10 protein-coding genes are annotated in these 12,248 nt (G+C 61.3%); 2 read left to right on the top strand and 8 right to left on the bottom strand.

All coding sequences use genetic code 11. From position 1 onward, the window contains the following. Nucleotides 1-87: 87 nt before the first annotated feature. The 6 genes from FIV38_RS06335 to dibA all read right to left on the bottom strand — a co-directional run bounded on the left by FIV38_RS06335 (nt 88) and on the right by dibA (nt 6,408). Entirely contained in the window at nt 88-1,068 is a 981-nt protein-coding gene (locus tag FIV38_RS06335; RefSeq protein ID WP_029299488.1) for a sulfate/molybdate ABC transporter ATP-binding protein, read from the bottom strand. A gap of 3 nt (nt 1,069-1,071) precedes the next feature. Further along, nucleotides 1,072-1,944 carry a sulfate ABC transporter permease subunit CysW gene (gene cysW / locus FIV38_RS06330; protein WP_092232659.1) on the bottom strand — a complete coding sequence of 291 codons (873 nt, stop codon included), beginning with the start codon at nt 1,942-1,944 and terminating at the stop codon, nt 1,072-1,074. Nucleotides 1,945-1,957: 13 nt separating this feature from the next. Continuing rightward, nucleotides 1,958-2,776 carry a sulfate ABC transporter permease subunit CysT gene (gene cysT, locus FIV38_RS06325; protein ID WP_029299485.1) on the bottom strand — a complete coding sequence of 273 codons (819 nt, stop codon included), beginning with the start codon at nt 2,774-2,776 and terminating at the stop codon, nt 1,958-1,960. Nucleotides 2,777-2,943: 167 nt separating this feature from the next. Beyond that, nucleotides 2,944-3,954: a sulfate ABC transporter substrate-binding protein gene (locus FIV38_RS06315; RefSeq protein WP_029299484.1), complete on the bottom strand. Its 1,011-nt coding sequence runs from the start codon at nt 3,952-3,954 to the stop codon at nt 2,944-2,946. A 75-nt stretch (nt 3,955-4,029) separates the two neighbouring features. After that, complete coding sequence (gene oscA / locus FIV38_RS06310; protein WP_029299482.1) at nt 4,030-4,212, bottom strand: sulfur starvation response protein OscA; 183 nt, start codon at nt 4,210-4,212, stop codon at nt 4,030-4,032. A 285-nt stretch (nt 4,213-4,497) separates the two neighbouring features. After that, entirely contained in the window at nt 4,498-6,408 is a 1,911-nt protein-coding gene (gene dibA, locus FIV38_RS06305; protein WP_029298887.1) for a phosphodiesterase DibA, read from the bottom strand. 165 nt (nt 6,409-6,573) lie between these two features. Between dibA and desA the strand changes: the two genes are divergently transcribed. After that, nucleotides 6,574-7,755: a delta-9 fatty acid desaturase DesA gene (gene desA, locus FIV38_RS06300; protein WP_029298885.1), complete on the top strand. Its 1,182-nt coding sequence runs from the start codon at nt 6,574-6,576 to the stop codon at nt 7,753-7,755. 282 nt (nt 7,756-8,037) lie between these two features. Then, nucleotides 8,038-9,060: a sensor domain-containing diguanylate cyclase gene (locus tag FIV38_RS06290; protein ID WP_092232656.1), complete on the top strand. Its 1,023-nt coding sequence runs from the start codon at nt 8,038-8,040 to the stop codon at nt 9,058-9,060. A 447-nt stretch (nt 9,061-9,507) separates the two neighbouring features. Here the strand turns inward: FIV38_RS06290 and FIV38_RS06285 are convergent, their stop codons facing one another. After that, entirely contained in the window at nt 9,508-10,719 is a 1,212-nt protein-coding gene (locus FIV38_RS06285; protein ID WP_092232653.1) for an HDOD domain-containing protein, read from the bottom strand. A gap of 138 nt (nt 10,720-10,857) precedes the next feature. Next, on the bottom strand, nt 10,858-12,138 hold the full coding sequence (gabT, locus tag FIV38_RS06280; protein WP_029298879.1) for a 4-aminobutyrate--2-oxoglutarate transaminase: 1,281 nt from the start codon (nt 12,136-12,138) through the stop codon (nt 10,858-10,860). Nucleotides 12,139-12,248: the final 110 nt, after the last annotated feature.

Here is a 12,248-nt window from a genome sequence, read left to right as displayed (position 1 = left end):
CGAAAGCGGCGGTTCAGTCGGTACATCCAGTGACTGAACCGGCGCTTTCGCGAGCAAGCCCGCTCCCACAGGTTTTTTGCAATCTTTTTAAGCCTTTTGCCAGACCTTGGGCTTGAAGAACAACGTCGCGCCCCGCGCCAGCCCGGTGAGGCTGTCGTGGTCCTTCACCACTTCGGCTTCGATCAGTTCGCTCTGGCCTTCGACCTTCAGCGTGATCCGCGTGGTGGCGCCCAGCGGGCGGATGTCGCGTACTTGCGCGGCGTGGTGGTCTTCCAGTTCATGGCGTGACAACGACACCTCGTGCGGGCGGAACAGTACGTGCTGGTCTTCGCCCAGGTGCAGGCGGTTGGAGTCGCCCAGGAAGTGGTAGACGAAATCGCTGGCCGGGTTTTCGTAGACGTCGCCCGGTGAGCCGATCTGCTCGATCACGCCCTTGTTCATCACCACGATCCGGTCGGCGACTTCCATGGCTTCTTCCTGGTCGTGGGTCACGAACACCGAGGTCAGGTTGATGTCCTCGTGCAGCCGCGCCAACCAACGACGCAGTTCCTTGCGCACCTTGGCATCCAGGGCGCCGAAGGGTTCGTCGAGCAGCAGCACCTTGGGTTCTACCGCCAGGGCACGGGCCAGGGCGATACGCTGGCGCTGGCCGCCGGAGAGTTGTTCCGGGTAGCGATCCGACAACCAGTCCAGTTGCACCATGTTCAGCAACTCGTGAACCTTGGCCGCGATCTGGGTTTCGTTCGGGCGCTGGCTCTTGGGTTTCATGCGCAGGCCGAATGCGACGTTGTCGAATACGGTCATGTGGCGGAACAGCGCGTAGTGCTGGAACACAAACCCGACGTTGCGATCACGCACATCATGGCCGGACACGTCTTCGCCGTGGAACACGATGCTGCCGGCGTCCGGGGTTTCCAGGCCGGCAATGATGCGCAGCAAGGTGGTCTTGCCGCAGCCGGAGGGGCCCAGCAACGCCACCAGCTCGCCACTCTGGATATCCAGGTTGATGCTGTCCAGGGCCTTGAAGGCGTTGAAGTTCTTGCTGACGTTACGGACTTCGATCGACATGACTTATTCCTCAGCCGCACCGGCGCGCAGGCGGTTAATTCGGTTCTCGCTCCACTGCTTGAGCAGCAGGATGAAGAGCGCCAGGATCAGCAACAGACTCGCCACCGCAAACGCAGCGACGTGGTTGTATTCGTTGTAGAGAATCTCGACGTGCAGCGGCAAGGTGTTGGTCACGCCGCGAATGTGGCCGGACACCACCGACACCGCGCCAAACTCACCCATTGCCCGCGCAGTACACAGCACCACGCCATAGATCAGGCCCCACTTGATGTTCGGCACCGTGACATGCCAGAACATCTGCCAGCCATTGGCGCCCAGCAGGCGCGCGGCTTCTTCTTCCTGGGTGCCCTGCTCCTGCATCAGCGGGATCAACTCGCGGGCCACGAATGGCACGGTGACGAAGATGGTCGCCAGCACGATGCCCGGCAAGGCAAAGACGATCTGGATATCGTGATCCTGCAACCACGGCCCGAAGAAGCCCTGGGCGCCGAACATCAGCACATAGACCAGGCCTGCGATCACCGGCGAGACCGAGAACGGCAGGTCGATCAGGGTCACCAGCATGCTCTTGCCACGGAACGAGTACTTGCTCACGCACCAGGCCGCACTGACGCCGAATATCAGGTTGAGCGGTACCGAGATCAGCACCGCAATCACCGTCAGCTTCAAGGCCGACAGCGCATCGGGCTCGAAGATCGCGGCAAAGAATGCGCCGAGGCCGAGCTTGAGGCCCTGGGACACCACGATAAACAGCGGCAACAGCAAGAACAGGGCAAAGATCAACCAGCCAAGGCCGATCAGGATACGCCGCGAAACCGCACTGCCACGGCGGGCAGCGTTGGCCGAAGACGCGGCGGAAATAGACGATTGGGACATGTTCCGCGCCTCCTTATGGGTGTTCGATGCGCCGCTGCAACAAGTTGATCAGCAGCAGCAGGACAAAGGAAACCACCAGCATCAGCACGCCGATGGAGGTAGCGCCGGTGTAGTCGTATTGGTCGAGCTTGACCATGATCAGCAACGGCAGGATCTCGGTTTTCATCGGCATGTTGCCGGCGATGAAAATCACCGAGCCGTATTCACCCACGCCTCGGGCAAACGCCAGGGCAAACCCGGTCAGCCAGGCCGGCAGCAGCGCCGGCACGAGGATGTAGCGGAACACTTGCAAGGGCTTGGCGCCGAGGCAGGCGGCGGCTTCTTCGATTTCCCGGGGGATATCGGCCAAGACCGGCTGCACGGTACGCACCACGAAGGGCAAGGTGACGAAGGTCAGGGCCAGGGTGATGCCCAGGGGGGTGTAGGCGATCTTGAAGCCCATGTCGGTGGCGAACTGGCCAACCAGGCCGGACGGCGCGTACAGCGCGGTCAGCGCAATACCGGCCACGGCGGTGGGCAGGGCGAACGGCAGGTCGATCATCGCGTCGATGATCTTGCGCCCGGGGAAGGTGTAGCGCACCAGCACCCAGGCCAGCAGCGTACCGATCACGCCGTTGATCAGCGCGGCGTACAGGGCCGTACTGAAGCTCAGCTTCAACGCCGCCCACACGCGCGGCGCCGAGATGATGGCCCAGAACTGATCCCAGGTGAGTTGGGCGGCGTGGACGAACATGGCCGCCAGCGGTATGAGCACAATCAGGCTGAGGTACACCAAGGTGTAACCCAGCGTCAGCCCGAAGCCGGGTATGACGGGGGAGATACGACGCGACATAAAAGTCCTTGGTTAACAGGTAGATACCACTGCAAGAATGAGTTTATGTGGGAGCGGGCTTGCTCGCGAAAGCGGCGTGTCAGTCACTAAATGCGTTGACTGGCACACCGCTTTCGCGAGCAAGCCCGCTCCCACACAAGCCGCATTCCACAGGGAGGCCGTGTTGGTTATTGGGCCGTGTAGATCTGGTCGAACACGCCACCGTCGTTGAAGAATTTCGGTTGGGCAGTTTTCCAGCCGCCGAAGTCTTTGTCGATAGTCACCAGGTCCAGCTTCGGGAACTGCTGGGCGTATTTGGCGGCCACATCCTTGTCACGCGGGCGGTAGAAGTTCTTTGCCGCGATCTCCTGGCCAGCCGGGCTGTACAGGTGGTTGAGGTACGCCGTGGCGATTTCGGTGTTGCCCTTTTTCTCGGCGTTCTTGTCGACCACGGCCACGGGTGGCTCGGCGAGGATCGACAGGGACGGCACGATGATGTCGAACTTGTCGGCACCGCCATCTTCCTTGAGGGCCAGGAACGCTTCGTTTTCCCAGGCCAGCAACACGTCACCCTGACCGTTGTTGACGAAGGTAATGGTCGAACCGCGCGCACCGGTGTCGAGGATCGGCACGTGCTTGAACAGCTCCTTCACGTATTCCTGAGCCTTGGCTTCGCTGCCACCGGCCTTGAGGCCATAGGCCCAGGCGGCGAGGAAGTTCCAGCGGGCACCGCCGGAGGTTTTCGGGTTCGGCGTGATCACCGACACGTCATTCTTGATCAGGTCGCCCCAGTCCTTGATGCCTTTGGGGTTGCCCTTGCGCACCAGGAACACGATGGTCGAGGTGTAAGGCGTGCTGGCCTCAGGCAGGCGGGTCTGCCAGTTCTCCGGCAGGGTCTTGCCCAGCTTGGCAATTTCGTCGATGTCGCCGGCCAGGGCCAGGGTTACCACGTCGGCGCGCAGGCCATCGATCACCGCCCGGCCTTGCTTGCCCGAACCACCGTGGGACTGCTGGATCTTCACGTTGTCGCCAGGGTGTGCCTTTTTCCAGAAGCTGGTGAATTCGGCGTTGTAGTCCTGGTACAGCTCACGGGTCGGATCGTAGGAAACGTTGAGCAGCTCGTAATCCTTGGCCACTGCGGAACCGGCAAACACGGCGCTGGCCAGGGCGGCCAGGGCATAACGGCGAATCGACGACATAGACAAGCTCCTGAAATTCTTGGGTGTTGGCTTTTCTTATAAGTACGGGTCCCGCAATCGAAGCGCCGTGTTGCCTCAGCTCGGTTTGTTGCCCGGGCTCTGCAAGCGGAATTTCTCTTTGCGTTCGATCTGCACCACTTGGGCGTTGTGTACGGTGATTTCCACTGCGCCGAAACGCAGGTCACGCAATGCGCTTTGGATCTCGCGCAAAATGGCTGCTTCGTCCTGGCCGTCAACGCTGCGTAGAGATGCGCTCATGGTCGTGCTCCTGAAATGAGAAGTGCCTGGCAGTGGCGGCACTGCTTGCGGCGTGAGAGCGATAGTAGATAAGCGCGGATATTCTTAAAAATACTATTTAAGAATGTTTATATAACCAGAAAGAATTTTCAGGCAGGGCATGACGTTACACAGAGTGCAGATCCAAATGTGGGAGCGGGCTTGCTCGCGAATGCGGTGTGCCAGTCACCCAATTTGCTAGCTGACACACCGCATTCGCGAGCAAGCCCGCTCCCACATTTACTGTATTGCGGCCCCGCAGAGAGGTCAGCGGATAGCCGGGGCCCTGGCCCAATCAATGTCCGCCGCCAGCATCGGCCGACCAAACCAGTAGCCCTGGCCGAGGTCGCACTGGTGATTGAGCAGGAACCGCGCCTGTTCCATCTGTTCGATGCCTTCGGCATGCACTTGCATGCCCATGCTCTGCGCCAAGGCGATGACCACCCGCACAATCGCCGCATCGTCTTCATCCCACGGCAGGCCGGCGACGAAGCCCTGGTCGATTTTCAACTTCTGCACCGGCAGGCGCTTGAGGCGCAGCAGTGACGAATAGCCGGTACCAAAATCATCGATGGCCAGGCTCAGGCCCAGCTCGCGCAGGCGGTGCAGCTGTTCCAGGGCCACTTCCGGGTCATCCATCACCGCGCTTTCGGTGACTTCCAGTTCCAGCTTCGCCGGGTCCAGGCCGGTGTCGTGCAGCACCTTGGCGACCTGCTCGTACAGTTCGTGGCGGGCAAACAGTCGGCTGGAAACATTTACCGCGAGGAACGACAGCGTTTTACCTTCCTCCAGCCATCGGCACATCTGGCGACAGGCCTGGTCCATGACCCAGGCATCGATCTCGGCGATCAAGCCGGTGCGTTCGGCGATCGGGATAAATTCCGCAGGCGGCACCAGCCCACGCTGCGGGTGCTGCCAGCGCACCAAGGCCTCGACGCCAATCAGGGCGCTGGTTTGCAGATCGTGCACCGGCTGGTAATAGACGCGAAGTTCATGCTGATCCAGGGCGCGGCGCAGTTCGTTGCCGACCTCGATCCGGTTCTGCGCGTGGGCGGTCAGTTCCTCGGTGTACAAGGCAAAGCCTTCACGCCCGGAACTCTTGGCCTTGAACAAAGCGGAGTCAGCGTTGCGCAACAGTTGTTCGGCACTCAAGGCGTCGCTGGGGAACAGGCTGATACCAATACTCACGCTGACAAACAATTGGTGACCGTCGAACACGAACGGCAGCTTCATGCTGTCAATAATCCGCTGGGCCAGGGCCGCAGCCTGGACCACCTGTGGACAACTTTCCGCCAGCACCGCGAATTCGTCGCCGCCCAGGCGCGCGAGGGTCACGCCGGGGCCGAACAGGCCTTGCAGGCGCTCGCCCACGGCCTTGAGCAACTGGTCACCTACATTGTGGCCAAGGCTGTCGTTGATGATTTTGAAATGGTCCAGATCCAGCATCAGCAGCGCGCAGCCACGCTTGTGGATCTGCGCCGAGGCCAGCGCCTGCTCGGCGCGGTCGGTGAACAGCAGGCGATTGGGCAGGTCGGTCAACGGGTCGTGGTGAGCCAGATGGGCCAGCTCGCGCTCGGAATGCTTGATCGCGCTGATGTCGGAGAACACTGCAACGTAATGGCTGATCTGGCCCTGGTCATCATGGATGACGCGGATGGTTTGCCACTGTGGGTAAATTTCCCCGCTTTTACGGCGGTTCCAGATCTCGCCGCTCCATTCCCCGTCTTGGTTGAGTGTGCGAAACATCTGCTCATAAAAAGCCGGCGAATGACGACCGGACTTGAACAGGCTCGGCTGTCGACCCATCACGTCATCCACCTGGTAACCGGTGATTTCGATAAAGGCGCGGTTGACGTGCACAATCCGCCCGCGGGCGTCGGTGACCAGCACCCCTTCGCGGGTGCAATCGAACACTGCCGCCGCCTGGCGCAGGCGCTCGCGGTTCTCTTTCAACGGTTGCTGGATACGGTGGGTACGGGCGCTGCGGGCGCACAACAAGAAGATAAACAGGGCACTGAGAACCACCCACAGGTAGCCGCGCAGCATCTGCCAGTGGACTATTTCCCTGGGTTCATCGATGAAATTGATAAATACCTGCTGACTGAGCTGTATCCACAAGACGGAAATCAGCAAGTACACCAGCCCCGCACGTAGGGCACCTCGGTATGAAAGCAGCATATGACTAGTAATCCTTACTAAAAAACAGAATCGCCCTACAAAGGCTGCGGATTATAGAATAAGTAACATCTCGTCACTCCTATTCAAAAGGGCGACTGGTTTTATCTGTACGCTTAGTGATAATGCGTGAGCTGTTCTTTTCTTTATCTGAGGGCCATACAGCCTATGTGGTACAACGGTTTTCTTGACTTGTCAGCCTGGCAACTGGTGGCAGTCACTCTGTTGATGACCCACGTGACCATCATCGGTGTCACGGTCTATCTACACCGCTATTCAGCCCACCGCTCCCTGGAGCTCAATGCTGGCCTGAAACACTTCTTCCGCTTCTGGCTGTGGTTGACCACGGCGCAGAACACCCGCGAGTGGACCGCCATCCACCGCAAACACCACGCCAAATGCGAAACCGTCGACGATCCCCATAGCCCGGTGATCAAGGGCCTGTCCACGGTCCTGCGCAAAGGGGCCGAGCTGTACCGCGCCGAGGCGGAAAACCCCGAGACCCTGCGCATCTACGGCAAGAACTGCCCGGACGACTGGATCGAGCGCAAACTCTACACCCGTTATCCGCTGCTGGGCGTGGCCCTGATGGGCGTCATCGACGTGCTGCTGTTCGGCACCATCGGCATCACCATCTGGGCGATCCAGATGATGTGGATCCCCTTCTGGGCCGCCGGTGTGATCAACGGCCTGGGGCATGCGATCGGCTATCGCAACTTCGAATGCCGCGACGCGGCGACCAACCTGGTGCCGTGGGGCATCATCGTCGGTGGCGAAGAGCTGCATAACAACCATCACACCTACCCCAACTCCGCCAAGCTGTCGGTGAAAAAGTGGGAATTCGACCTGGGCTGGGCCTGGATCAAGGTGTTCAGCTTCCTGCGCCTGGCCAAGGTTCAGCGGGTCGCGCCGATTGCCCACCGGGTCGAAGGCAAGGGCCACCTGGACATGGACACCGCCATGGCGATCCTCAACAACCGCTTCCAGATCATGGCCCAGTACCGCAAGCTGGTGATCGCGCCGTTGGTCAAGCAGGAACTGGAAAAGGTTGATCACTCGGTACGCCACCAGTTCCACCGCGCCAAGCGCCTGCTGTCGCGCGAGACCAGCCTGCTGGATGAGCGCCACCACCTGCGCATCCAGAGCATGCTGGAGCACAGCCAGGCCTTGAAAGTGATCTACGAAAAGCGCCTGGCGCTACAGCAGATCTGGCTCAAGACCAGCAGCAACGGGCATGACATGCTCGCGGCAATCAAGGAATGGGTGCACGAGGCCGAGGCCAGCGGGATCCAGTCCCTGCGCGACTTTGCCCACCAGTTGAAAACCTACTCCCTGCGCCCCACCGCCTGACCTCTGCAGGAGCCGGCTTGCCGGCGATGAGGCCTTTGAACTGTGCAGCAGATTCAAGGCCGCCATCGCTGGCAAGCCAGCTCCTGCAAGGCCCGGGTATGTTTCCAGTTGGCGCCCACAGTTTTTTGGCGTCATTTCACAGTCGCCGAATATTCCCTCTCAATCGCGACTGATAACGGAACTTAGCTGCAATTCCCCTCTCTCAAACAACACTTCGCCATCCTGGCGGGCTTGTTTTGACTGCTGTTCGATGCTGCGGCATGTCCAGAGAGAATTGTGCCGATGGTCCACGAAACGGACTCCCCAACGCCCACCACACCCGACTCGACGGATACGTCGCGTCCAGCGCCTGCCGCCACCTTGCTGGCATTGATGCACGCCCAGGGCGAAGTGGAGCGCCTGAGCGAGCGCGAACAGCTGTTGAGTTCGCTGCTGGTGAGTGTCAACGCCGTACTCTGGGCCATCGAGTGGGAAACCCGGCGCGTGCTGTACGTGAGCCCTGCCTATGAGCGCATCTTCGGGCGCTCGGCCAGCCTGCTGTTGGCCGAACACCGTGGCTGGCGTGACAGCATCCACCCCGAAGACCAGCAATATGCCGAGCAAAGCCTGGCCCAGGTACTGGCGTTGGGAGCGGTCGAGGATCGCCAGTACCGCATCATCACGGCGGACGGGCAGATCCGCTGGCTCAGCGACAAGTGCTTTACCAACCAGCAGGCCGCCCCGGGAAAACCGCTGATTGTGGTGGGCATCGCCGAAGACATCACCGAAAAGAAGCACCTGGAACTCGAACTGCAGCGCCTGGCCACCACCGACGTGCTGACCCGCAGCAGCAACCGCCGGCACTTCTTTGAATGCGCTCACCACGAATTCGAACGCGCCTGCGCCCAAGGCCTGCCCCTGGCCTTCCTGTTGCTGGACATCGATAACTTCAAGAACATCAACGACACCTACGGCCACCTGGAGGGCGATCAGGTGTTGCTGCGTATCGCCGAGAGCGGTCGCGGGGTATTGCGCCGTGGCGACCTGTTCGGGCGCATTGGTGGCGAAGAGTTTGCTGCGGTACTGCCGGGATGCGCGCCGGAAAGGGCCATGCAAGTCGCCGAACGCTTGGGGCAGGAAGTGCGGCAACTGAGTTTCAGCCATGAAGGCCAGCCCTACAGCGTGACCGTCAGCCAGGGCCTGGCCAGCCTCACCGCCGAAGATGCAACCCTGGACAGCCTCTTCGCCCGCGCCGATGCGGCGATGTATGAAGCCAAGCGCCAGGGCAAGAACCGGGTAATTGCCAGCGGAAGTCGCCGAAGATGACCAAATAAAGCCCCCCACGCGGCATCTCGGCCAGACAACAAACCTGGGGGCACCACAAAACAAATGTAGGAGCTGGCTTGCCTGCGATGGCGGTGTGTCTGCCAGCCGTGCAGTGCCTGGCCCGCCGTCATCGCGGGCAAGCCCGCTCCCACAGAGGGGGGCGGTGAGGCGGGAGGCTTGGAGGCACCACAAAACAAATGTGGGAGCTGGCTTGCCTGCGATGGCGGTGTGTCTACCAGCCGTGCAGTGCCTGGCCCGCCGCCATCGCGGGCAAGCCCGCTCCCACAATGGGGGGCGGTGAGGCGGGAGGCTTGGAGGCACCACAAAACAAATGTGGGAGCTGGCTTGCCTGCGATGGCGGTGTGTCTGCCAGCCGTGCAGTGCCTGGCCCGCCTTCATCGCGGGCAAGCCCGCTCCTACAGGGGCGGTGGCTGCCTGGCACCGCGCCTACACAGGCTTGCGGATGCGCATCAGCTCCGAAACCCCGACCTTGAGCAACCGCGCCGTCTTGCCCTTGGCCAACGCCTCGACACCTTCATGCTCGGTCAGCCCTGCCAATTGCGCCGCCATGTTCATCACCAGCGCTTCTCGGGAATACACCCCGCCTTCCAGGGAGTAGCTCGCCGCGATCAATTGGCGCAGTTCCAGGGGCAAGCGCCAGCGCGTACGCAGCGCCGAGCCGTAGCCGGCACCGAAGGTGGACAACGACTCGCCAATCAACTCATCGTCCAGTTCACCGCCGCCCTGGCGCCACTCCTGCAAGCTGCGCAGCAGCGCAAGGTCGCCCAGGCGGTGGAGGATACCGGCGCTGTAGCAGCGTTCGTGGTCAAGGTCGAGCATGCGCGCCAAGGAGCGGGCGTATTGCGCAGTCTGCTGGGACAGTTGCCAATGGCGTTCGGCGTACTCCATCAGGCTGGCATCGGCAAGGATCACGTTGTGCTTGAGGGCCAGGCCAAGGATCAGGTTCATGCTCTGCCCGGCTGCCAGCTTGTGCAGGGCCATGGACAGCGTCTGCACTGGCGTGCCGTGATGGCCGGCGCTGTTGGCGGCGGCGATCAACACGGCGGTGATCTGTGGATCGGTTTTTACCTGCTCTTCCAGTTGCTTGAGATCCAGGCCTTCCGGCGCCAGGCTGCGTTGCACGGCGGCCTTGACGTCAACCCGCAACGGCGCGCCGTCCGACAGCTCGCGGCGCCGCTCCAGGAACACCGGCAAGGTCATGCCCGCGGCCAGGGCCGGGACCTCGCAATACACCGTTTCGCCTTCATTAAGCAGCAGGTCCTGCAGGCGTTGCGTAAGGCCTTCCATGTTCAAGGGCTTGGTCAGGTAAGCAGTCGGCGCCAATGGCAACACTTCGCGCACGCTGGCGCCGTCATTGCGCGTGCTCAACAGGATAAACGGCAAGGCCGGCACCCGCCGACGCTGACGCACACTGCGCAACAGGCTCAGGCCATCAACGCCCGGCAGTTCCCAGTCGGCAATGATCAAATCGTAGGGTTTGTCTCGCAACAACTCGGCGGCTTGCTGCCCGTCGGCGCACACATCCAGCCGCGCGTCGCAGCGCACATTCAACAACACCTGCTTGAGCAGATCCCGCGACCAGGGGTCGGTCTCGGCAATCAGCACACGGGGTACAGCAGGTAAATCAACAGCAGTCATGCAGCACGCTCCATCGGCAATCCTTGCACCTTAGACAAAGCAAGCGCCTGCGTACAATGCACAAGGCCTGAATCGGCGCATAGCCCACAAAAAAACCCGCCGAAGCGGGTTTTTTCTGTCGATCGAGTCAACCTGCGCTTACAGCTCGGAGAAGCACTCTTCGATGATCGCCAGGCCTTTGTCCAGTTGCTCGTCCGGCGAGGTCAGCGGGACCAGTACGCGCAACACGTTGCCGTAGGTGCCGCACGACAGCAGGATCAGGCCCTTGTCACGCGCCTTGGCCACGACGGAGGCTACCGCCGCAGCGTTCGGCTTGTGGCTGTCGCCATTCTCGAACAGCTCGACCGCGATCATCGCACCCAGGGCACGCACTTCACCGATCACCGGGTACTTGGCCTGGATAGCCTTGAGGCCGGTGACCAGACGCTCGCCAACAGCCTTGCAGCGATCCAGCAGGTGCTCTTCTTCGAACACCTCCATCACCGCCAGGGCCGCGGCGCAAGCGATCGGGCTACCGGCATAGGTGCCGCCCAGGCCGCCTGGGGCGATGGCGTCCATGTATTCGGCCTTGCCGCACACACCGGCCAGCGGGAAGCCGCCAGCAATGGACTTGGCGAAGGTGGTCAGGTCGGCAGCAACACCCATCTGTTCCATGGCGAAGAAGGTCCCGGTACGGCCGGCACCGGTTTGCACTTCGTCGGCGATCAGCAGGATGCCGTGCTTGTCGCACAGTTCGCGCAGGCGCTTCATGAAGGCTTTAGGCGCGACGTAGAAACCGCCTTCGCCCTGCACCGGCTCGATGATGATGGCAGCGATATCACGCGGCTCGGCATCGTTTTTGAAGATACGTTCGATGCTGGCGATGGAATCGTCGATGCTCACGCCGTGCAACTCGTTCGGGTACAGCGCACGGAAGATGCCGCCTGGCATCAGGCCCATGCCAGCGGAGTACGGCACGACCTTGCCGGTCAGGCCCAGGGTCATCATGGTGCGGCCGTGGTACGCGCCAGTGAAGGCGATCACGCCGGCACGGCCAGTCGCGGCACGGGCGATTTTCACAGCGTTTTCAACGGCTTCGGAACCGGTGGTGACCAGCAGGGTTTTCTTGGCGAAATCACCCGGGACCTTGGCGTTGACTTTTTCGCACAGCTCCACGTAAGGCTCATAGGCCAGGACCTGGAAGCAGGTGTGGGTCAGCTTGTTCAGCTGTTCGGTCACGGCCGCGATGATTTTCGGGTGCAGGTGACCGGTGTTCAGTACAGCGATACCGCCGGCGAAGTCGATGAACTCGCGACCTTCAACGTCGGTCACCGTGGCGTTCTTCGCGGATTCGGCGAAGATCGGGTGAATCTGGCCAACACCGCGCGGTACAGCGGCTTCGCGGCGTTTCATCAAGGAAGCGTTAGTCTTGTTGCTCATAAATTCCTCATTCGCCACTCATCGGGTGGCGCGGTCCAAGGATTACGTGGAGGGGAGGCAACTACGCCAGCATGCGATGATCGACTGCCACAGCTTTCCCGGCCACTTCG

The organism is Pseudomonas proteolytica, assembly GCF_007858275.1.
In the GTDB taxonomy this organism is placed as follows: Bacteria; Pseudomonadota; Gammaproteobacteria; order Pseudomonadales; family Pseudomonadaceae; genus Aquipseudomonas; species Aquipseudomonas proteolytica.
The sequence above is the reverse complement of the archived record's forward strand: the minus strand, read 5'-3'. Positions and strand labels throughout refer to the sequence as shown.

Coding starts and splice junctions, on each gene's coding strand:
- FIV38_RS06285 (WP_092232653.1), bottom strand. CDS start 10,719: ATGACTGCTGTTGATTTACCTGCTGTACCCCGTGTGCTGATTGCCGAG.
- dibA (WP_029298887.1), bottom strand. CDS start 6,408: ATGCTGCTTTCATACCGAGGTGCCCTACGTGCGGGGCTGGTGTACTTG.
- FIV38_RS06315 (WP_029299484.1), bottom strand. CDS start 3,954: ATGTCGTCGATTCGCCGTTATGCCCTGGCCGCCCTGGCCAGCGCCGTG.
- cysT (WP_029299485.1), bottom strand. CDS start 2,776: ATGTCGCGTCGTATCTCCCCCGTCATACCCGGCTTCGGGCTGACGCTG.
- cysW (WP_092232659.1), bottom strand. CDS start 1,944: ATGTCCCAATCGTCTATTTCCGCCGCGTCTTCGGCCAACGCTGCCCGC.
- gabT (WP_029298879.1), bottom strand. CDS start 12,138: ATGAGCAACAAGACTAACGCTTCCTTGATGAAACGCCGCGAAGCCGCT.
- FIV38_RS06290 (WP_092232656.1), top strand. CDS start 8,038: ATGGTCCACGAAACGGACTCCCCAACGCCCACCACACCCGACTCGACG.
- desA (WP_029298885.1), top strand. CDS start 6,574: ATGTGGTACAACGGTTTTCTTGACTTGTCAGCCTGGCAACTGGTGGCA.
- FIV38_RS06335 (WP_029299488.1), bottom strand. CDS start 1,068: ATGTCGATCGAAGTCCGTAACGTCAGCAAGAACTTCAACGCCTTCAAG.
- oscA (WP_029299482.1), bottom strand. CDS start 4,212: ATGAGCGCATCTCTACGCAGCGTTGACGGCCAGGACGAAGCAGCCATT.